The sequence below is a fragment of the Brachyspira hyodysenteriae ATCC 27164 genome (assembly GCF_001676785.2).
Taxonomy (GTDB): domain Bacteria; phylum Spirochaetota; class Brachyspiria; order Brachyspirales; family Brachyspiraceae; genus Brachyspira; species Brachyspira hyodysenteriae.
Genome location: NZ_CP015910.2, coordinates 41,765 through 64,313 on the forward strand (window position 1 = coordinate 41,765; position 22,549 = coordinate 64,313).

Genomic DNA, 22,549 nt, shown 5'->3' on the forward strand with positions numbered 1-22,549 from the left:
GATTAACTAAATTCAATAAAAAATTTTAAACTAAAATAGATTTATATTTTTGGATTTATTCTGGAGGCTGTACATTAAAATTTTTTAAAATAAAAAAGCATCTGGTAAATAAATACCGGATGCTTTGAATTTAATATTTATAAAATAATTTTAGAATGAAGCAAAACCATCATCTGTCATACCTGTAGAAGTAGAAGAATATGTAACACCAAATTCATCATTTCTTACTGTAGAGTTATCTTGTTTTTGAGATTCCATAGCTCTAGCTCTTTCTACAGAAGGAGGAACTTTTAATTCTTTTTTACTGCTTTCATTTGATGCATTTTCTTTTTTAATAGTTTCCTTTTTAGGACTTTCTTTTTTAATGCTCTCTTGTTTATCAACATTTTGTTTTTTTATGTTTTCAGTTTTTGTTTCTTGTTTTTGAATACTATCATTTTCTTTAGTTTCTTTTTTTATTTTTTGCATATTAACTTTTTTTACATCATCAGCATTTAATTTAAAGAAGCTTACAGTATCTTTAAGAACATGTGCCTGAGCAAGTAATGATTCAGATGTATTAGCACTTTCCTGTACTAAAGAAGCATTATGCTGAGTTACAGTATCCATTTCAGCAACAGCTCTATTAACCTGATCTACTCCTGTTTGCTGTTCCATAGCAGTAGCACTAATATCCTGCATTATTCTAGCAGTATCTTCTATTTTTTGCTGAATATCTATAAATATATCCTGAGACTGACGGGCTGTTTCAGTAGCTTTATTAATTTTTTCATTTGTGTTATCAACTAAAGCAGTAATGTCTTTAACAGATGACTGAGTAGTTTGAGCCAGGTTTCTAACTTCAGAAGCAACAACAGCGAAACCCTTACCTTGATCCCCAGCTCTTGCTGCCTCTACTGCGGCATTCAAAGCAAGTATATTAGTTTGAAATGCTATATCTTCAATAATTTTAGTAATGTTTTTAATTTTTGTACTAGCCTCATATACTTCTTCTATATTGGTAGTAGTTTCAGCAATAATTTTACCAGCATTTTCAACAGCCTCTCTTGAAGCAACCATCATATTATTTCCGGCAACAGCATGATCTGTAGAAGATTTAATTGTAGAAGCCATCTCTTCCATAGAACTTGCAGTTTCTTCAAGACTTGCTGCCTGAGACTCAGTTCTTCTTGATAAATCGGTATTTCCCTGAGATAATTCCTGAGCAGCTTTTACTATATTATTAGAAGCGGTATTAACCTCTGTAATAGTTTCAGCAAGTTTTTTTCTCATGCTGACAAAAGATTTTGATAAAACTCCTATCTCATCTTTTCTAGGTTTTATACGCTGCTTAATATTACTTAAATCACCTCTCTCTATTTCCTGAGCTTCTTCAACTACTATTTCAAGAGGCTTAGTTATAGTTCCAATAAATATACTTACAAATATTGCAAGTGCTACTATTGATATAATTCCGATTATTATAGTTGCTATTATTAATTTTGTATTCTGAGCAAATATTTCATAATCCATCATAGCGAGTGCTATTATCCAAGGTCTGCTTTTCATTTTATAATAAGCAGCTGTTCTTTGTTCACCGTTTACATCATAAGTAATTATACCGCTTCCGGCACCAGTGAATGCCTGCTTATATATAGGATTAATCTTCATATTAGCTATATTTTCATATTTTGAATCCATTATATTATAAAGGTTTTCGCTGGTTATGAAGAGTCCGCCTGTTTCTCCTAAATCTATATTAGAAAAATGTGTTTGATGAAGTATTGACCAATCAAAAAGAACATATATATATCCGGCATTTTGATTATTACTGTCTTTAACAATTTTTATGGCAGGCATAGCCCATTTACCTGTAACTTCAGACTGCATTAAAATATCGCCGTATACAATTTCTTCGCTATTTGCTGATACTTTTGACCAAGTATTAGGAATATAGTCTTTTAAATTTCTGCCTACGAGTGCAGATGATACAGAATCTGCAATTATATTTCCATTCATATCTGTAAGTCCCATATTAATTATATAAGGGTTACTGTTTTTGAAATTCTTTATAGTGTTTATTAATAATTCTAATGAAGTATCTGGATAACCTTCCAAGTATCTAACAACTACAGGTGTTACAGCATAAGTATTTACTAAAGAGCTTTCAAGTCCAAACCAAGTATCTAAAACAGAAGCATATCCTGCTATAGTACTATTGAATCCTCCAAGTTTACTGTCGCTTATGCCTTTGCTTCCTATTCTTATAGAAGATATTAGCATTGCTATTATTATAACAACAACCATTATACATATAACGAAAGGCATTCTAAATGCTAAGCTATTTATTTTCTTCATAATATTATTATTCTCCAAAATAAAAATTTATTTACAATAAAATAAATATTATTATATATATAGTAACAAATAATTATTATTTTTGATAAAGAAAAAATAAAATTTAACAATTTTTTTTCAAAATACAATTTATTTTATTAAAAAATTAATAAAAATAATATATAAGCTAATGATGAAATACAAAGTAATAAAGATATGCAAAAAGAAAAGCTATAGTAAAATATACCATAGCTTTTATTATTGTAAAATTAATATATAAAATTATTTATAAGATTTTTCTAATACACTTAAAACTTCTTCATCTGTGAAGTTATGAGGATCTGTTTCAAATAATCCTCCCATAGCAAATTTAGCATTTTTAGCTATAGCAGGTAAATCTTCTTTTTTCATTCCATAATCTGAAAGTTTCAAATTATCAACTCCGCATGCTTTTTGAAGTTCTACTAATGCATCAACAAAATCTATAGCCTTATTAGCATCTTTTTTGCCCAAAGCTTTAGCCATATTTATCATTTTTTCATCACAGTCATGAGCATTAGCAATAACTGTATAATATTCTTTACTAATGATGATAAGTCCTGCACCATGCTCAAGTTTAGGATAATAAGCACTCAAAGCATGTTCCATAGAATGTTCTGAAGTGCAGCTTGAAGTACTTTCTACTATACCAGATAAAGTATTAGCCATAGCAACATTCTCTCTAGCTTCCATATTATTTCCATCTTTAACTGCATCAGCTAAGCTTTTGCCTATAAGTTCTATTGCTTTTAAAGCGAATAAGTCGCTCATCTCACTAGCAATTTTATTTATATAACCTTCAGTACTGTGGAATAATGCATCGAAACCTTGATAAGCTGTAAGTTTTGGAGGAACTGTTTTCATAAGTTCAGGGTCTACTATAGAAAGATATGGATAAGTTTTTTCATATCCGAATCCTATTTTTTCATTTCCATTAGTAATAACAGTCCAAGGATCAGCTTCTGTTCCAGTACCAGCAGTTGTAGTTATTGCTACTATAGGAAGAGGATCATTTGGTATAGGTTTTCCTTTACCAGTACCGCCGAATATATAATCCCAATAGTCTCCTTCATTTGTAGCCATTATAGCAATAGATTTTGAAGAGTCCATACTGCTTCCGCCGCCTATTCCTATAACGAAATCACAATTTTCTTTTTTTGCTAAAGCAGCACCTTCCATTACATGATCCTTAATAGGATTAGGAAGTATTTTATCAAACAAAACATGATTTATATTTGCTTTATCTAATTGTTCTTCCAATCTTTTTAAATATCCGTATTTTTTTACAGATGTACCGCCTGTAACTATTAATGCTCTTTTTCCAGGTAATTTTTGTTTATGCAGTTTTTCTAAAGAACCGCATCCGAATATTACTTTACTAGGCATATAAAAACTAAAATTCATATTACTACCCCTTATAAAATTAATACAAATATATTATGTTTACTATTATATATTTTTTTTTTATTTAAATCAAATTGATTTATTATCATATAAAATATATATAATCTATTATGAAGAACGAGGCAATCTTTTAATTATTTGAAGATACTTGATAAATCTTCTTATCTTTACATTTTTTTTATTGGCATTCAATGCTTTTTTATAATAGTCTAAAGAATTGTTGTAATATTCATCTATTTCTCTATGCTTCTTGTATTTAAAATAATAACATATTCCCATACCGAAATAAACTTCATAATTATTCTTTCCATAATATTTATTTTCTATGGATAGATTATAATTATATATTGCCCTATCTAAATATTCCTCATCTGGTTTTTGTTTTTTGTATAAAAGCAAATATATATCTCCCATTAATGAATATGCTTCTATATTTCCTAAATTTACAGAACAAATCAGATTATTGAAAGCATTCTCTATAAAATACATTTTTGAAGTTTTTTCAAATAAATGTTTTAATATTAAGGCTCTATTATAATTGCATTTAGGATATTTAGAGTTTATATCCAAAACTCTGCTGTAGCAATGAAAAGAGTTTACAGCATACTCATAATTTTTAGTTTTTAGAAATATTTTGTAATGGAGCATTCCCATATCAAAATAATAATCTATATTATTTTTTTCTATATTGATTATATATTCTAAATAAAATAATGAGAACAATGCATATTTTATTTTTTTTGTAATATCAAATAAATGCTTGAAAAAATCTATGCATAATCTTATAGAAAATATATCTATATTTAAACTGCTTAAACATTTTCCTGCTTTTATCAAATACTTATTATTCTTATAAATATCATACATAACATTATTTAAAATAAATAAATATTTATTTGCAAGTATTCTATTTTCCTGAAGAAAATTAATATATTTATCAAAATAATCATTTATTATAATTTTGTCATTATATTCGCTGAATAATATAAAATAAATATTTCCTAATTTTTTATATATAATGTCTATACCTGCTCCATAATTTAAAGCATCATTATAGTAATCAATACATTTCATAATAAGATCATACTTAGTTTCTTTATCAAAAGTATTATTTGAAATTTTTAAATTATATATATCTCCCAAACCTTCTAATGCTATTAATGATTTATTGTCATTATATAATACTGTTTCAAAACAGGATAAACTATTATTAAATATTTCTTCAACATTATAATTGCTGTATAGATTATTATATAAAAAACCTAAATTTTCTCTTGCAATATAATATGTACTGTCAAGTTCAATAGCTTTAAGATAATTTTTTTCTGCTAATTGATAATTTTCAAAATTACTTTCAAGAAGTTTAAAATGATTAAGAAGAGCCAAATTATAATATAAGGTTTTATCATATTCATTTATTTCTAGTGCATAATTGAAGTTTTCCAAAGAGATATTAAAATATTTTATATCTTTTTCTATTTTATATGCTTCATAATAGAGTATGGCTTTTTGTAATAAATTTTTTATATCGTATCTGAAATTATTAAAATTCTTTTCTATATATGAAAGAGATAAATTAAAATATTTATTGCTGTTATGGTCTTCAATATATTTAAGTCTATAAAGATCGCTTATGGCTATAAGAGAATTTGAATGGCTGAAAAATAATAATGATTTACTAAAAAATTCTTCTCTTATATTATAATTGGAGAATGAAAAATTATCTTCCAAACTATTGCAATATAAAAAATGATAAAAGCATCCCAAATTATAATTCATATAGTAATTTAATGTATTATCAGTATTTAATTGTCCGTCATTTAGCAATGTTTCATAATCATTAACAACAAATTTAAAATAGTTCACATCATCAAAATAATAAAATGCTAATCTGTATAATTCAAATCTATTAATATATGTATAAAAATAATCATTGTCTATAGCTAATGCTTTATTATAGTAAAATAGAGAATTATCAAAATCATCTTTATTTCTGGTTATTGAAAATCTGCATTCATACAAATATGCAAGTGAATTCAATATATCAATATCATCTGTATCTAAATGATTGAAGGCAGATAAAGAAGCATTAAAATATAATTCATCTTTTGTATTCTTATAACATAAAATATATAGGTATGCTATAAAATAATATGCATTATTATCTAAGTCTTTAGCTTTATCATAGTAATTCATAGCAGAAGAAAAATCTTCATTATCCTGAGTGAAACTGTATCTTATACTATAAGCATACCCTAAAAGATTATATAATATATTATTGCCATTATTAGTATCTTCTATTTTTTTAAAAACAGAAACGGCATCATCAGAAAAATGTATGTATTTGCTATACTTAAACATAATAGTATGCAGAAAACCTACATTAATAAGTATGTTAATATCATTAGCTGTATAATATAAGTCTATATAATAATTTATAGAAAGAAGATAATAATCAGGATTCTTAGTAAAAAGAAATTGATCTTTATATAATTTGGCTATATGTTCTAAGGCGAATATATTATCATTATCAAAATCTAAAATTTCTAAATATTCTTCTGCTGCTATATCAAAATGTTTTTCTTTTTCTGCATTTATATATTTGCTTTTATATAATGAAAAAATATTATAGCTTAAATTTATATCATTTCCTATTAAATTTAATACTTCTTTATAAGAGTCTAATGCCTTATAAAAATATTTATTATTTTTAGTTCTTACATATTTAAGATGATTTAATATTGCTAAAATAAAATGGCTGGTTTCATTATTATGATGAATTATTTTTTCTATATGATCTGAAACTATATCATAGTAAATATCATCATAATCATAAATATATTTAGTATAATATAAAAATGCTGCTTTATTTCTAGCATACAGATTATTGCTATTTTTTATAAGTATTGAGTTTATGCTTCCTATAACATTTTCAAAACTTTCATTATCTCCATTATAAGCACATTCATCTATATAAGAATCTATTAATAATTGAAGTATTGCAGTATCATTATATCGTATATTTATTTTTTTATCATTTTTAAGTTTTTCAGTAAAATCATAAAAAAATAAATCATTATTTTCTAATGTTTCAAAATTAAGTTTTTTAAGAAAGGAAAGAGCAGAATCTGCTTTCATATTATGAATAAAGTTATAATGATCCATATATTAATTTTCTGTTTTTATTCTATTATATTCCTTTAAAAAATCATTAGCTATTTTTTTTAATTCTTTATTATATTCTATATTAAGCTGTATACTTTCATCTATAAGCTTTTGATTTCTTTTTTCTTTGCACATCTCTATATCTATTTTTATTTTCTCTATAGCAATTTTTTGTTTTAATTCATGAAATTTAGGCTGATATTGATCTTTTAACTGAATTATTTTCTGTAATTGTTTTTCTGTTAAACCTTCTGCATTTATTATAAAATAATCATAATTACTATTAAAATACGGACAATAATAAGAGAATAAATAAGATGAAAAAATAAATAATAATGCGGCAGCAGAAATATTTTTCATAACTTATCCTTAAAACTAATTAATGATTATATTATACATATAAAAGCAATTTATTGAAATATATTAAAATGATTTTATATAAAAAAGGAGAGATAATTAATCTCTCCTTTAGTAAAATATGGTTTTTATTTATTATAAAATTATTTGTTATTTTTTATTTCATTATATTTCTTTAGAAAATCACTGGCTATTTTTCTTAATTCCTTGGCATATTCCATATTTAAATTTATAGAATTATTAATAATAAGCTCATCAGGATTTTTTTTAGACATTTCTAGATCTATTTTAGTTCTTTCCAAATACATTTTTTTTCTTAATTCTGAAATTTTAGGCTGATATTCACTTTTTAATTCAATTATTTCATTTAATTGTTCTTCTGTAATAGAATTTTCATTATAAATAAAGTATGTGTAAGGCTCTTCAGGACAATAATAATCTTCACTTTCTGCAAATAATGACATAGACATTATAATAGCGGCAAAAAGAACCAAAATAACGCGTTTCATGGTTTTCTCCTCAAACTAATTTTAATTATATTATTAGACGAATAGTATTGTAAAAAGTTCCCAAATATTTTAAATATATTTAAATAAAATTATGAATTAAATAAATTATAAATATGAAGTAAAACTAACAATTTTTTGTTTAGCATTACCAAGACATTTGAAGTCCGAAACCTATATATATATCATTTAAAGTGGGATAATTTCCTATGATATTTTTATCTAAAGTTGTAGGAAGTCTTAGAGCAAGCAATATATAAGGCTCTCCTGTTACAATATTTTGATATCCGGATATAGGTATGCTGGCATCAACTCCAACTTTTAGAGCAGCGGAATGCATATATTCTTTTGAGTAATAGGCAAATCTGTATGAAAGAGAAGCAAAGAAATTATCAAAATATATATGGCTTAAATTAAAATGCGAACTTAAATAACCTAAAAGCTCAACATCGCCTCCTAAAAAATAATTTGCATTATATTTTTTATTTTTTACATAGGCATAGAATTCTTCAGGAGCTTTTATTTCTCTTGAACCGAATACTACAGAAGTACCATCGAATGCAGCATTTGTATCGAATGCATAAGAACCATAGAAGCTAGCTCTAATAGGAATATATCTTGTTTGAAACTTTGTACTAAAATCTAGTGCAAATTTATTGTATTTAATTGAATATATAGGACTAACTGTAATATTTACTAAATCATCTCTATAAGGCTTATCAGTTTGTACTCTAAATATCATTGAAGCTTTTAAAGAAACATTAAAAGTCCAAGAAGAATATTTCCAATTAAAAGCACTTGATGTATTAGTTTGAGGATTAACAAATTCAGAAAATAAAGCTCCTGAAACTGTAGGCTCGAGCATAAAGTATAATTTATCACTTTCGGTATTAAGCATAAACTGCATGGCTATATAAGTGTTTAATCTCCAATAATTGTAATCGGAATAAACAACATCGCTTTTTAATCCGAAGTAAAAAGGATAAAGCATTTTATAGGAGGTAACTGTTAATTCGGTTTGCAGAAAGTTTGAAGGTATATCATATCCAAGCCATATTAAAGCTATATTATCAGATGAAGGTGAAGATATTGCAGATAATATTCCAAGTCCATTAATGAAAAATGGAAAAGTATCACTCATTTGAGGCAGAGGAACCCACATAGCCCAAGGCTTAAAATATTTAAAGCTATTATAATATCCGATTTCCATTTGAGGAGTAAATTCATATTTATTTATTGTTTTGTCTGTGTAGTTAAAGTTTTTTGTTACAGATTCATTATCAGAATATTTCATAAGTCTGTCGAATTCTGAAAATCTTCCTTTATAATAAATATTATTTCCGGCATAAACCGGTGAAAATACTCCGCCTGAATAATCTTTTGTATAAAGCTTCATTTGATTATTATTTAAATCAATTTCACCTAATTTATAATATCTATCATTATTATTATATGAGAATAGAAGTTTATTATTAGAATATCTTAAATATCTTACATAGTTTAAAGTATTATCTTTTGTATCAATATATCTTAATGATTTATTATTGTAATTGAATATTGCTATATGTTTTACTCCGTTTTCAGTAACTATTAAAGCTATATTATCATCATCGATAACTGTAGGTGAACTGTATCCGAAATTATCATTAGCTTGTAATAAAATTTCTTTTTCATTATTTTCATTTATATATATTAAAATAGAGTTATGCAAATCTTTAGATATTCCTATGATTCCATTTCTGAAATATCTTGCATACTGCATATCAAACCATTTTCTTCTAGTTCTAGTTTTTTTATTTAAATCATATTCTTTTACTATATATTTATAGAGTCCTCCATTAAACATATAAGAAACTATTAATGCATTGCTTCCATCTTTTGATATATCTAAACTTTCAGAACTTCTGTCTATTAAGAATTCTAATTTTAAATCTTTTTTATTATTTTGATTATTTCTTTTTTCTTTATAAGAATATAAAGCTCCTATATCTCCATCTATATAATAAACAGTATCTACATAGGAAGAAATATCATTAATAAATGTTTCTTTATCATTTACTATTAAGTTTTCGCTAGGATTAACATTTTCTAATGCGAGCGAATTTTGAAAGTCTGACCATACTTCAGTGAATTTCATTCCATAAACTTTTTTAAAAGCTCCGTAAACTCCAGAATTATAAATAAGAAAAGAAAAGCTGAGACTAGTCTGCATTCTATTCCAAAACTCTGCATATTTTTCCATTCCGAATCTTTCCTGCAGATATTTTGAAAATAATCCACCATACTCATAATATACATTTCCATAAGGGCTTTTAGTCCATAAATATGATGCCTGAATGGGAGTTCTGAAATTTCCTTCAAATATATCCTGCCTTAATCTTTGCCTCACCAAAGGATCATTAGCACGTCCAAAACCTGTTAAACTTTCCATACTAACTGGACTTCCTTCAATCATAAAAGGCATAGCATTAATATGTACAAAAGAAGCCCAAGTACCGAATATTTTAGTGGATAGTCCTGTATTTTCTGAAGTCATAGAAAGTAAATGAGTAAGTTCATGTATAAATACAGATTCAAAATTATTACTATAGCTTGTAAAATTTTCATCTAAATTAGTATCATAAAGTATTAAACTTGGATATGGTATTGTCATAGCCATTGAATTAAACAAGTTTACATCCGGTGTTATTGTTATTGGAATTTTTCCTGCTACTGTACTATTTAAAATTTTTGAATATTTATAGTATATATCATCAGCTACTTTTGCCAAATTTTCTGCTGTTCTTCTAGATTCCATAGGAAATATTATTTCAAATTTTTCTGTTTGTATGGTATAGAGATTTCTAAATGGTTTAAAAACTTGACCACAAAGATTAGTGTATATAATAAATATTAAAGCAAAATATATAAGAAATTTTTTCATAAATAAGTGATTGATAGTATATTATAGTTTAGCATTTTTGCAATAAATTGTTATATATAACTTAAATATAATTTAAAAAAAATTGAATAAATAAGAAATATCAGATTTTAGACTTAAACTATCATAATAGCTATTTATTTTTTATTATAATATAAAGTCCAAAATGAATTATTAGCGATCCTATAACAATGCTTAGTATATAAGAAATACTATCAGAAAATGGAAGTTTTATATTGCTTGGTTCATCAGGATCATACCATAAAGGCAATTCATCTCCTACTTTTCTAAATGGATAATAACTTCTTAAAGTAGCATATAATGTTCCATGATTATCAGCTTCATAGCTTATTACCATTGTTTTTTCATATCTAGTTTCTCCGGATTCATATACCCTTTTTCTTCTATCGCACTCTTCAACTACTCCTACAGTATGAATATAATTTTTTGTATCAATAAAAGAAAACAATCCTGCTACACCATCCAATGTTAAAACTATTCCTGCAAAAACTATTAGTATTTTTCCTATAATTGAAATTTTTTTTTTGTTCATTATTAAAACCTAATATTATTTTTTATTAAAATAACTTTGCATTCTGTTTTATTTGACATTGTTTTTTAATTAATAAAATTGATAGAAAGTATATTATAATTTTGATTTTTTGCAAATACGTACTTACTGTAATTTATGTTAATATGTTTTTTATTATTTAATGTATTAATTTTATTTTTACGTGCGGTGAATGCATTTTTAAATTTAAAAAACTTGGGTGGGTGTTTACAAATTCTATTTTTGTAATAAAGAAGTCAAAGTTTTAATGTAAAATTTAAATTATAAGTATGGAGGGTGGGCAAATGTAATTAAACTTTAAAACTTTTATTACATATCCCCCATTTAAAATTTATTGACATATTTTTTATTTTAGCTTTAATTATATTTAAAGCATTATTAGAAAACAAGATTTAACTAGATTTAAAAATATTTTCCTAGCACGATAAGTGCATCTTTATATATTGTTTAAATTATAATTCAAAATTTGTTTTATGTTTAGAATAAATGTTAGTTATGCTATAAGTTTTAAAGCGATAAACGAGCAGCTGATAACTTTAGTTGTCAGCTTCATTTTAGCGAGTTTATCGCTAGCAATAATAAAAAATTATTATTTATTGTTTGTTAATGCAAAATACAAAAATAAGCAAGCTTAAAATTAAGCTCGCTTATTTTTATAAAAAGATAGGAGAAATATTTTATAACTTAACTTGCATTATCTTTTTTAAATATACCTTGAAGTATTAAGGCCAAAGCACCGTCTCCTGTTACATTACATGCAGTACCAAAACTATCTTGTAATGCAAATATAGCAAGTATCAAAGCTGTACCATCATCATTAAAACCTAAAACTGAAATTATTATTCCTAAAGAAGCAACAACAGTTCCTCCAGGTACTCCCGGAGCTCCAACAGCAAATATACCAAGCAATATAACAAATAAAATCATAGTACCAATAGCAGGAAGCTGTCCATATAATATTTTTGATATAGTCATAACAAAGAAAGTTTCTGTAAGTACTGATCCGCATAAGTGTATAGTTGCTCCCATAGGTATTGCAAAGTTTACTATATCTTTATCTAATGCATCAGATTTGCTTGCACATTTCAAAGCTACAGGCAAAGTTGCAGCAGATGACATAGTACCTACAGCAGTGAAATAAGCAGGTCCATAATGTTTAAATACTCTTGCAGGATTTTTCTTTGAAACAATACCAGCTATAGAATATAAAACAGTAAGCCATATAAAATGTCCTACTATTGCTATTATTATAATTATTAAAAATACAGGCACACTTTTAATTATAGTACCTTCATATGATAAAGTAGCAAAAGTAGTTCCTATATAAAACGGTAATACTGGTACTACTACATTATTTACTAGAAATAATATTATATTATTAAGTTCATCTAATAAATTTTCAAAATATTTAGATTTAGTTTTTATAACAGCTACTCCTCCGCATATAGCCAAGAACAATGCAGTTATTACAGGAAATATAGGGTTAATATCTAATTTAAATATTATTTCAGGAAGTTCTTTACCGCCTGCAACATTTGAAGCAATATTTAAATTAGGAATTATTATATATCCGGCAATAGTAGCAAATAAAGCAGCACCAACTGAAGAGAAATATGCTAAAGCAAGAATAACTCCTAACATCTTATTTGCCTTACTTCCCATTCTTGTAATAGCAGGGGCAATAAAACCTAATACAATTAATGGAACCATAAATGATATCACTTGATTAAGCACATATTTTATAGATTGTATGACATTGATAACGGCTTCATTGCAAAACATTCCTATTACAACACCTAAAGCTATACCTAATAGCAGTTTTATTAATAAGTAGTCTTTTTTGGATTTTTGTTCTAGCTCTTCCATAAAAAATATCCTCAAAATTTTTATTATTATAAGATAGTATATTCAATTTACATTCATTTGCAAATAAAATTAATTTTTTAATAAATTTTTTTTATTCTAATTAGAATTTTTATATTTGAAAATTATATGAAAAAAGCTTGATAAAAATTATTTTTTCATATATAATATTATTCTGTTTTTATATGGGGGGAATGAGGGTGAAAGTCCTTCGCTGGCACGCAACCGTAAAGTTTAATTTATTAATACTAAATTAACGAAGTCGGATTACCCGCTAATAAATAATCAGTCGAGTGCACTAGATTATATTCTAAACTTGCACTCCTATTATTAATTACTTTAAAAATGATTATAACAATATAAATTTGATTGATCTCTTATACATAAATAAACCAAATATCTAAAACTAGGCAGGAGTTAATTTTTTAATTCCTGCCGTATTTTTTAAACATTATAATTTATACCCTGAATTATATTTTTTTCTTTCATTCTTTTTGTTATTAGATTTATTATTTCACCTTTTGATTTTTTCCATTTTGGAGCGATTAAACTATCTCCCAAACTATCACCCATTAAACGAGCTATTATAATATCCGATCTTGTAAAAGAAATTGCATCGCTCATCAAATCTATATAAAAATCTTCATCTAAAGTAGGGAACTCGCAATCTTTATACATATTTTCAAAATAAGATCCTTTTACTATATCAAGCTGATGAAATTTTACAGCATCAATTTTCAAAGTAGATATATCTTTAACTGTTTTTATCATATCATCTCTGCTTTCCAATTCTATTGTTTTTTTGTCGTTATCATTAAATTTTTTAGGCAGTCCGAATATTATATGAGTGCATATTATGATATTATTATAATTATTTTTTATATGATTTACCGTTTCAGCAAATGATTTGTAATCATGGCTTCTATTAATAAATTTTGAAGTTTCATCATTAGAAGATTGAAGTCCCATTTCAAGCCAAATTTCTTTGCCTAATAATTCAGATAAATCACTAAGTTCTTTCAGTACCTCATCTTCAAGCATATCGCTTCTAGCTCCAAACATTAATCCAACGCATTCATCAAAATGAACTAATTTATTAGCATATTTTAAAGATTCTTTAGAAGCTAAAGGTGATAATGGAGTGCCTAGCTGAAAATATCCGTAGAATTTTTGATATCTTCCTTTATAATTTTTTAATCCGTTAATCCATTGATTATTGATATCTTCTTCTGTTACATAAGGAGGTTTATAGCTATTTAAATTGCAGAATCTACATCCGCCTTCATTAACTTTATGGGCACAGCCGAAATCTGTGTCTATTGAAATTTTTCCTACTTTCACTCCGAATTTATTTTTTACATAATCAGAAAATGAATAGTAATTTTTATTATTTTGTTTATTATCTTTGTTTTGCATACTTCTTTTAGTATAGCATAAATTTTCAAAACTAAAAGTATTATAATGTATATTGATTTTTAGTTTTTATATGTTAGAATCCTGATATAAATTTATGCAGTAAATACATTTTTATGAAGAAAGAATATTTTTAGTTTTTTGATAAATTTATTTCAAAAGATAATGTGTTTATTAAAGCAATAACAAAAGTAAAATTATTAAAAAATAGTGTGTGGGTAATAATGAATAGAAAAAAAATTTCAATTATAGAAAAAATATTAATATGTTCTGTAGGAATAGTTTTAACTTTTGATGGGGTAGTAGGATTCTTTTCTTTTATTAATACAAGAAATTATATTCATACTGTAGGAGTGGTTGAAGAGTTAGATAGAAAAAAAATAGTATATAACCCTAGAAAAATTGGATATAAAAAGGTAATGGTAATAAGATATGAAACTGATAATCATGGAACATTATATGCTACTTTAAGAAGTCATTATCCATTTAGAAAAGTAGGAGATGAATTGCCTTTATGGTATGATCCTGATGAACCAAAAAATATAAAACTTCCTTTTTCTGATAGTATTTCTTATATATTAAGCATTGTTATAGGAGTGCTAATAATTTATTTTGGAATTTTTATTGTAAATAAAAATAGATAGCTATATTGCTGTTATTATATAAAGTTTATATTTTATCTTTATGATTAAGTATATGATATTTTTATTTTTTAAATTTTTTTAAATTATAATTAATATATAACAGTTTATTTATATTTGAGAATTTAATATCCATATTTTCTGAATTTCTTAATCCTGATATATGTTTAGTATGCAAAATATTATTAAGATACTGTTTACCGATATAACAGGTTAGTTTTTATATTAGACTTGCTGCAAATTTAGACAAGAATCTAACTTCAAATTATTTTATTTTCAAATGTTATGGCGGCATTTTATATTGACAAAATTGATACTAAATAATAAAATAAAAAGCAGATTCCAACAGCAAAATAATATAAATCCATAAATACTGGGTTAAATGTAATCTAGTTTTTTATTTTGGAAATAATATTTTTTAGACACGAACAGCAATTTATTTTCTGGTAGTAAGAAGGTTCAACTCCTTTAGCCATTTTTAATGGTGTATATTGTGTCTAGTTTTTAATTCTATGCTTATTTAATTATAGGCATAGAATATTTTTTTATTATAGAACTTTTTATTATAGGAGAATTCATTTTATGTCTTTTTTAGATTTGCTTAAAAATTCTTTTAATAAAACTTATACGCAGAATTTCGCTGATACTAATATTTCATCATTAAGCAATGTAATAGATTTATTTGCAACTATGGGAGCAAGCAGATTAAAAAAAGATGATGAATTATTAAAATATTTTATAGATGCTTGGAGAGAAAGTCCTGAACTTACAGCTAAATGTATAATGTATTTAAGAGATATAAGAAAAGGTATTGGCGAGAGAGAAGTTTTTAGAAAATATATTAATATTATGATTAAACAAAATCATACTCTCACTGCAATAGAAATTTTAAAAACTATACCAGAGCTTGGAAGATGGGACGATATCATTTATATATGGTATGAGAATAGAGAAAATAAAAATATTTCTAATTTTACAAAAAATATAATATTAGAGCAATTAGAAAAAGATAAAATTTCTAATAATGTTTCTCTTCTTGCTAAATGGCTTCCTAGTGAAAATACTTCATCAAAGAATACAAGAAATATTGCAAGAGAATTAATAAAACTTTTAAATATAAATACTAAAGAATATAGAAAAACTTTATCTGCTTTAAGAAAGAAAATAAAAATAATAGAAAATAATTTAAGAGAAAAAGATTATACATTTAATTATTCTTCAGTTCCTTCGCTTGCTATGAGAAAATATTCAAAAGCATTTATTAGAAATGATGAAGAAAGATACAATAAATTTTTTGAAGATGTAAAGTCAGGAAAAGTTAAATTAAATACAAGCGTCTTAACTCCTTTTGATGTTATAAGAGAGATTTTAGACTGTGCCGAGGAAGATATAGATTCAAGAAAAGAAGAATTCGATTTAACTTGGAAAAATCTTCCAAACATTTTTGGAGATAGTAATTTAAATGCAATAGTAGCATGCGATGTATCTGGAAGTATGGGAATGGCTTTGAATGGGGAACCATTGATATGTTCTGTAGCTTTGGGAATATATATAGCACAGTTAAATAAATCTGCATTTCATAATCATTTTATAGATTTCTGCGGGGATTCTAAAATGCATGATATATCAAATATAAATAATATTGTTGATATAGTTGATTATGTTTTAAGATCATCTGTTGATTACAGTACAAATATAGATTCTGTATTTAAAGCTTTGCTTGATACTGCTATAAAAAATCATGTACCGCATGAAGAACTTCCTAAATATATAATAATAATTTCTGATATGGAATTTAATCAATGCGAATTTCAAAATAAAACTAACTTTGAATATTGGAAAGAAATATTTAATAAAAATAATTATAAGCTTCCTAGAATAATTTTTTGGAATGTAAACTCATTAAGCAGAATAATGCCTGCTTTAAAAAATTATGATGTATTATTTATTTCTGGAAGAAGTCAGAATGCTATAAAAAATATAATCAATATAGACAAATACGATTTAACAAATCAAGATGAAATCTCAATGCTTTTAATACTTGATACTTTAAAAGATTATAATATTGATATAAAGGATTGATATATACTTAAAATTTTTAAGTTTGTCAACTGATAGACTTAATATAAATGTTATCTACTTTTTTGTCGCACACGCTCTGCGGACTTCGTCAAAGTAGCAAAAACACAATTGCTAAAACTTTATATTCTAATAATATGTATTAAATATGTTGTAATACCATAGTTTTAGCTCAAAAATGCAGTTGTTTAGGTATATACTATAAAATTAAATAACGCTTGGGTGGGTGCTAATGAATTCTAATTAAGTGGTAAAGAAATAAAAAATTATATTGCAAATTGAAATTATAAACTTATAGGGTGGGCAAATGTAATTTAAGATTTAAAACTTTTATTACATTCCCTTCCCTTTATTCTTTATTGCTTTATTATAAATTAAAGCATCGCCCAAGCGTTTATTAAATTTAAAATCTGTTTGAACTAAAATGCATTATCCCGAACGTACATTGTACTTTCTGTAAGAAAAAGCATTGCCGTTCGGCAAGCCCATACGGCTAGTAGCCCGCCCAAGTTTTTATAAGATTTTAAAATTCTTTAGCGCACGATTAATAGTTTTATTTTTTATAGCTTTAAAAGTATTGAAAAATAATTTTGTTTTTTTATTTTTCTTACCGTGCGTATTTTAAATTGAGTTTATTACCAATTAAATAAAAACTTATAATCACTTATATTTTTTATTATTAATATAAAGATTAATTTTTAAGGTTTTTATTTATGCAAAATATAGAAAATAAACAATCTAAAATAGAAAAAATTATTGAAGAATATGATAATAAATTGAAAGATAAAAACAGAGAGATAGAAAAATTAAATGATGAATTAAACAGAGTATCTACTAATAATTATAATTCAGGCATTCCAAATGTGATATCAAATAGGGGAGATGAAAGCGATGATTTTTCATTTCCTTATAAATGGGCATTAACTTGTAAGAGAATGGAGAACTCTATTTATCTTGAGCCTATACTTCAGTTTTATAGAGGAGTTTTTAATTCTTTTAATTATTTTGTAGAGAAGCCAAAAGAATGCGAAGATAATGAAAAAGTAAACAATGCATATAACTTTTTTATAAGCCAATTTGAAAGAGCAGGCGGACTTAAAAACTTAATAGTTAATGTTTCTTACAATGCATTAGTTTACGGATTTTGTTTTTTTACTCCTAAATTAGAAGTCTTGCCTGCTAAGGTTTACGGATTTAAAGGAAGACTTGACGGTTTAAAAGGATTTAAATATTATGATCCTTCTTCAATATATAGATTCAATTTTGATGAGTATGACAGCGATGAAATAAAAAGTATAAGCATTATAAAAAGACATAAAGAAATTTTTAATGCTTATTATAATTATGATGAAGCAAGTATTATAGATATAGATTTTGATTTAGCATTAGCAGGATATGCAAGTTACGGAAGTATTGAAGGCGATATTATAGGAAAGCCTTTTTTATACAGTGCATATTCACTTTGGCAGATTTTAGAATCTATGGATAATAGTTTCAACCGTAATTTAAAAAATATAGGTGAGCATAGTTTTAATTTTATAGCGAACACTGAACTTAATGATTCAAAGCGTAAGGAGGCAGAGCGTGAAATAAGAAATTTTATAAATAACGGCGGCGGAATTTTTATTTCCAAATACGGCAAAATAGAAAAAATAGAAAGTATTGATGCTAATGAATGGTATAATTTTAGAGACAGCATGCTTTCCACCTTGTTCAAAAATAAAGGTGTAGATATTAAAGCACTTGGTCTAAACAAAGGGGCTACTAAATCATTAGCGGAACTTACTCAGGATAATGCCCTTCTTATGGCAAGCGATATAGTTTCAGGTATAATCAATTATATAAATAATAGTTTTATTAAAAGATATTTTGATTTGAATTTCAAAAGTTTAAGACTGTCAGGACAATGCGACTATTTCAGGATTTCTCATTCTATAATTAATAAATCAGAATAAGACTGAATATTGAATAAAATTAAAATAAAAGTCTTGGTATTAATTTACTGAGACTTTTTTGTTTTGCCGTAACTTATAATCACTTATATTTTTTGCTATAGGTATAGAGATAATAAATAATCTCTGACTGCTTACAGCATTAAATAAAATAATGATTGGTATTAAACTGCACATATTTTTGGATTTGTATAATAATAAGTATTACCGTGCGGGATGCCAGTACGGCGAGTACTTTTTTGCTATAGATATAGAGATAATTAAAAATCATTTCAATATAATTAATTTTTAAGGAGATAAAATGATTAAAAAGAAATATAAAATTTTAGGTGATAGTTTCAAGCAGTATATACCGCTTTCAAAAAATACTTTTGCTGAAACTAAAACTAATAAAATCACAGAAAAAAATATTGATGAGCTAATCAAATCATTTGAAAAAAAGAGCATAGAAATATTTGTCTATAAAGGGCATAAAGAAGATGAAGAAAGAGATGCTATTGGAAAAGTTGTAAGTTTAGAAAAAGATAATGAGTTTGTCGGACTTTATGCTGTTATAGAATGGTTTGATGACAGCATAACGGAGAAAAAATCTTTTTATCCTTCTATTGAGATGGTTGGAAAAAAATCTTATGAAGATGAAAATTTTATTTACTGGGAAAATTGTGAAATAAAAGCTGTTGCTGCTGTAGAATATCCTGCAAGCCGTAATGTTGATTTGCTTTGTGCTAGTGCAATTATCAGTAATGAAGAAAATATTAATGGGGAGTATATGCAAAAATTAAAAAATGTATTAGAAAAATTAATTAGCGAAGAAAAAGAAATTCAAAAAGAAGCAATAGATGAGTTTGTTTATTTGTTTAGAAATGATGAAGAAATTCAAAATATTATCATTGATATGATAGTGAAGAAATTAAAAGAGGATAATTCAAATGATAAATCAAGTAATGCAGATAAACAAATTTCAAATAATTCAGATAACAGCAATAAAGAATTAAATCTATCAGCTATAACTTATGGAGATTGGTGCAATGAATACGCCGAGAGTCAGAATGCAGTTAGATGTTCTTCAAAATCAGAAAGCTCTACATTTATAAAAGCAAGAAAACTTTTCAAAGCAGGATTAAGCAAAGAAGAAATAATGTCAATAGTAAGAAATGATTTAGTACCTATCGGAGTAGGAGGCGGAGAGAAAATCAACTTATCAGCATTAAGCGAAGAGAACAAATACAGCGAGATAGCAAAACTATTTAAATGATAATTATAAAATTATATTCATTGAAAAACTATTGATATTAACTATACGAATTCATTTTTTGCTTCTTATTTGTAGGCTAGTTTTGTTTACCGTAAATGAAATTTAAAAGCTAATTATGAAGTAAATTTATTATAAATAGTATTTGTTCAACTTTTTTCCGCCGCACACTACAAGTGGGCTTCGCCAAAGTTGCAAAAAGTGAAAGTATAAAATTGATAGATTATAAATTTTTTCAAATATAAAAATTATAATAAATTTAACGGAGTTTGAATGGCACAAGGTTCTATAATAAAAGCTGGTATTCATAGCGATGAAGCTAATTTACCAAAAAGAGGATTTCCTGTATCAATAAAAGATGATAATGGGAAAGGAGTTTTTTCACTTTATAGTGAAGGTTCAGTATTTGTAGGAGTTGCTTTGGAAGATGCATTCTCTTATAAAGAATTCGGATTAAAGCCAAATACAATATCAGTATGCTATGAAGGAATAGTGAATGCAGTTGTAGCTGAAAGCGTTATAGCTGGCGATATTGTAACGGCATCAGATAAAGGATTCAAAAAATCATTAGACGGACATGGAGTAGGAATAGTTATAAGAGGCGGAAGTAATTATGCAGAGATACTTTTAAAAAGTTTATAATATTAATTTCTTATAACTTATTAAATATAGTTTTTTATTTTTTATATATCTAAACAACTATATTTTATTAATTTTTTAATGTTCTTTTTCCCGCCGCACGCCATAGGCGGACAGCGTCAAAGAACCAGACGAAGTCCGCCTGCGGCGAAAGTGCAAATATAAAATTAGAATTTATTATATTGAGTATTTTATATTCATAGCTAATTATTATTTTTAATATAAAAATAAGTCTTTTTGTTTCTTGCTGTATGTGGGATGTACCTGCGGCGTGTATAATCAAAATTTAATTTATAAAGGATTCAAATATGAGTATACCTAATTTACAAAATATACAAAATAAACTTTTTCCAATAATCAATAAAGAAATGCCTAGATATATGGGGCAGACTAATTTCGTAAGTAAATATATACCTGAAATTTTTGTTGGTGTTTCTCAAGGAGCTATTGGAGGCGATTTAGATAATACAGCTTTCAATTTAAAAAATATGTATGGAGGTACTTCATTAGGAGATTTAAATATTTTTAATGAGTATCCTAAACATGAGGCAAGAGTTTTTAAAATGGAGCCTGAAGAATATTATATTGGAATAGATATTAACAGAATAGAAGAAATCAATGAGCTTTATGCAAGAGATGAGAAAAAAGCAGGAGAAGAAATTTTAAATTATATTGCACAAAAACTTGTTTCAAGACTTGGGCTTTTAAGAGAAAGAAATTTAGCGGCAAAAGTTACAGATGCAGAACTTTATGGAAGCACAAACACTGTTGATTTAAGTGCCAAACCAATAAGCACTTGGACAGAGGCTGATATTGATAATTTCTTTTCTTCATTTATAGATTTGGCAAAATATTTGAATTATGCTGTAGGTGGAAATTTATTTAATGATAAAATGGAGCTTCAGGATAATGGACAGAAACTTTATATAGTTATTCCAATAGATGTTTATATAAAACTTCAAGGGTTATTTAGATTATTTTCTAATTATATATCAATGATAGGAAATGATGCTAATGGAAAATATAAAGCATTCAGACCAGATATTTTTAATGCAGTAACAAGCGGAATCACTGTTGTAGGAACTGCATTCAGAGTTGCTGATGATCATGAAGTTGATCAAAGGTATCAATTAGAAAATCTTACAGATATATGGACAGGCTCATCAATTTATATGTTTACAACCTCATCTAATATATTAGATATGGCTTCAATAAAAGAGGTAGTATATTTAAATCATGATATAAGAGAGGTTGATATATTAGGCAATAATTTATGGAGAACAAGAACAAAGAGATGCACAGTAGCTTCTAACCCTTACGGCTTCTGTAAAATAGATTTGAGCTTGTCTTAAATTAAGTATATATACCTAAACAACTATATTCTGTTAAAAATAAGTTTTTTTAATTTTTATTCTTGTGGGGACTAGCCCCC

At 25.9% G+C, this 22,549-nt stretch carries 15 protein-coding genes; 6 read left to right on the forward strand and 9 right to left on the reverse strand.

Going from position 1 to position 22,549, the window contains the following annotated elements; genetic code table 11:
- Positions 1 to 150 precede the first annotated feature (150 nt).
- From BHYOB78_RS00185 to mnmL, 9 genes are all read right to left on the reverse strand, one after another.
- The gene (locus BHYOB78_RS00185) at positions 151 to 2,337 is read right to left on the reverse strand and encodes a methyl-accepting chemotaxis protein (protein WP_028331363.1); all 2,187 of its coding nucleotides are present in this window, start codon (positions 2,335 to 2,337) and stop codon (positions 151 to 153) included.
- A gap of 261 nt (positions 2,338 to 2,598) precedes the next feature.
- Positions 2,599 to 3,759, reverse strand: coding sequence for an iron-containing alcohol dehydrogenase (locus BHYOB78_RS00190; protein WP_020064864.1), 1,161 nt, complete (start codon positions 3,757 to 3,759; stop codon positions 2,599 to 2,601).
- Positions 3,760 to 3,867: 108 nt separating this feature from the next.
- Complete coding sequence (locus BHYOB78_RS00195) at positions 3,868 to 6,924, reverse strand: tetratricopeptide repeat protein (RefSeq protein WP_020064863.1); 3,057 nt, start codon at positions 6,922 to 6,924, stop codon at positions 3,868 to 3,870.
- A gap of 3 nt (positions 6,925 to 6,927) precedes the next feature.
- Positions 6,928 to 7,284 carry a hypothetical protein gene (locus BHYOB78_RS00200; protein WP_020064862.1) on the reverse strand — a complete coding sequence of 119 codons (357 nt, stop codon included), beginning with the start codon at positions 7,282 to 7,284 and terminating at the stop codon, positions 6,928 to 6,930.
- Positions 7,285 to 7,424: 140 nt separating this feature from the next.
- Positions 7,425 to 7,790 carry a hypothetical protein gene (locus tag BHYOB78_RS00205; protein WP_020064861.1) on the reverse strand — a complete coding sequence of 122 codons (366 nt, stop codon included), beginning with the start codon at positions 7,788 to 7,790 and terminating at the stop codon, positions 7,425 to 7,427.
- Between the two features lie 145 nt (positions 7,791 to 7,935).
- Positions 7,936 to 10,710, reverse strand: a complete 2,775-nt coding sequence (locus BHYOB78_RS00210) for a trep protein (protein WP_020064860.1) — start codon at positions 10,708 to 10,710, stop codon at positions 7,936 to 7,938.
- 130 nt (positions 10,711 to 10,840) lie between these two features.
- Positions 10,841 to 11,260: a DUF3592 domain-containing protein gene (locus tag BHYOB78_RS00215; RefSeq protein WP_020064859.1), complete on the reverse strand. Its 420-nt coding sequence runs from the start codon at positions 11,258 to 11,260 to the stop codon at positions 10,841 to 10,843.
- A 702-nt stretch (positions 11,261 to 11,962) separates the two neighbouring features.
- Positions 11,963 to 13,144 (reverse strand): dicarboxylate/amino acid:cation symporter, encoded by a 1,182-nt coding sequence (locus BHYOB78_RS00220; RefSeq protein ID WP_012671336.1) that lies wholly within the window; start codon positions 13,142 to 13,144, stop codon positions 11,963 to 11,965.
- A gap of 441 nt (positions 13,145 to 13,585) precedes the next feature.
- A complete protein-coding gene (gene mnmL / locus BHYOB78_RS00225; RefSeq protein WP_020064858.1) occupies positions 13,586 to 14,557 on the reverse strand; it encodes a tRNA modification radical SAM protein MnmL/YtqA in 972 nt (323 codons plus the stop codon).
- A 221-nt stretch (positions 14,558 to 14,778) separates the two neighbouring features.
- On the opposite strand from mnmL, the gene BHYOB78_RS00230 reads away from it, so the two are divergent.
- From BHYOB78_RS00230 to BHYOB78_RS00255, 6 genes are all read left to right on the forward strand, one after another.
- A complete protein-coding gene (locus tag BHYOB78_RS00230; protein WP_020064857.1) occupies positions 14,779 to 15,198 on the forward strand; it encodes a DUF3592 domain-containing protein in 420 nt (139 codons plus the stop codon).
- Positions 15,199 to 15,777: 579 nt separating this feature from the next.
- The gene (locus BHYOB78_RS00235) at positions 15,778 to 17,277 is read left to right on the forward strand and encodes a DUF2828 family protein (RefSeq protein WP_020064856.1); all 1,500 of its coding nucleotides are present in this window, start codon (positions 15,778 to 15,780) and stop codon (positions 17,275 to 17,277) included.
- A gap of 710 nt (positions 17,278 to 17,987) precedes the next feature.
- Positions 17,988 to 19,229 carry a hypothetical protein gene (locus BHYOB78_RS00240; protein WP_020064855.1) on the forward strand — a complete coding sequence of 414 codons (1,242 nt, stop codon included), beginning with the start codon at positions 17,988 to 17,990 and terminating at the stop codon, positions 19,227 to 19,229.
- Positions 19,230 to 19,527: 298 nt separating this feature from the next.
- The gene (locus tag BHYOB78_RS00245; RefSeq protein WP_020064854.1) at positions 19,528 to 20,481 is read left to right on the forward strand and encodes a hypothetical protein; all 954 of its coding nucleotides are present in this window, start codon (positions 19,528 to 19,530) and stop codon (positions 20,479 to 20,481) included.
- A 270-nt stretch (positions 20,482 to 20,751) separates the two neighbouring features.
- Positions 20,752 to 21,120, forward strand: coding sequence for a hypothetical protein (locus BHYOB78_RS00250; RefSeq protein ID WP_020064853.1), 369 nt, complete (start codon positions 20,752 to 20,754; stop codon positions 21,118 to 21,120).
- A gap of 305 nt (positions 21,121 to 21,425) precedes the next feature.
- On the forward strand, positions 21,426 to 22,469 hold the full coding sequence (locus BHYOB78_RS00255) for a hypothetical protein (RefSeq protein ID WP_020064852.1): 1,044 nt from the start codon (positions 21,426 to 21,428) through the stop codon (positions 22,467 to 22,469).
- The last annotated feature ends 80 nt before the right edge of the window (positions 22,470 to 22,549 follow it).

What these genes read in the sequence shown, in the direction of transcription:
- BHYOB78_RS00185 (WP_028331363.1), bottom strand. Translation starts at nt 2,337, where the DNA reads ATGAAGAAAATAAATAGCTTAGCATTTAGAATGCCTTTCGTTATATGT.
- BHYOB78_RS00190 (WP_020064864.1), bottom strand. Translation starts at nt 3,759, where the DNA reads ATGAATTTTAGTTTTTATATGCCTAGTAAAGTAATATTCGGATGCGGT.
- BHYOB78_RS00195 (WP_020064863.1), bottom strand. Translation starts at nt 6,924, where the DNA reads ATGGATCATTATAACTTTATTCATAATATGAAAGCAGATTCTGCTCTT.
- BHYOB78_RS00200 (WP_020064862.1), bottom strand. Translation starts at nt 7,284, where the DNA reads ATGAAAAATATTTCTGCTGCCGCATTATTATTTATTTTTTCATCTTAT.
- BHYOB78_RS00205 (WP_020064861.1), bottom strand. Translation starts at nt 7,790, where the DNA reads ATGAAACGCGTTATTTTGGTTCTTTTTGCCGCTATTATAATGTCTATG.
- BHYOB78_RS00210 (WP_020064860.1), bottom strand. Translation starts at nt 10,710, where the DNA reads ATGAAAAAATTTCTTATATATTTTGCTTTAATATTTATTATATACACT.
- BHYOB78_RS00215 (WP_020064859.1), bottom strand. Translation starts at nt 11,260, where the DNA reads ATGAACAAAAAAAAAATTTCAATTATAGGAAAAATACTAATAGTTTTT.
- BHYOB78_RS00220 (WP_012671336.1), bottom strand. Translation starts at nt 13,144, where the DNA reads ATGGAAGAGCTAGAACAAAAATCCAAAAAAGACTACTTATTAATAAAA.
- mnmL (WP_020064858.1), bottom strand. Translation starts at nt 14,557, where the DNA reads ATGCAAAACAAAGATAATAAACAAAATAATAAAAATTACTATTCATTT.
- BHYOB78_RS00230 (WP_020064857.1), top strand. Translation starts at nt 14,779, where the DNA reads ATGAATAGAAAAAAAATTTCAATTATAGAAAAAATATTAATATGTTCT.
- BHYOB78_RS00235 (WP_020064856.1), top strand. Translation starts at nt 15,778, where the DNA reads ATGTCTTTTTTAGATTTGCTTAAAAATTCTTTTAATAAAACTTATACG.
- BHYOB78_RS00240 (WP_020064855.1), top strand. Translation starts at nt 17,988, where the DNA reads ATGCAAAATATAGAAAATAAACAATCTAAAATAGAAAAAATTATTGAA.
- BHYOB78_RS00245 (WP_020064854.1), top strand. Translation starts at nt 19,528, where the DNA reads ATGATTAAAAAGAAATATAAAATTTTAGGTGATAGTTTCAAGCAGTAT.
- BHYOB78_RS00250 (WP_020064853.1), top strand. Translation starts at nt 20,752, where the DNA reads ATGGCACAAGGTTCTATAATAAAAGCTGGTATTCATAGCGATGAAGCT.
- BHYOB78_RS00255 (WP_020064852.1), top strand. Translation starts at nt 21,426, where the DNA reads ATGAGTATACCTAATTTACAAAATATACAAAATAAACTTTTTCCAATA.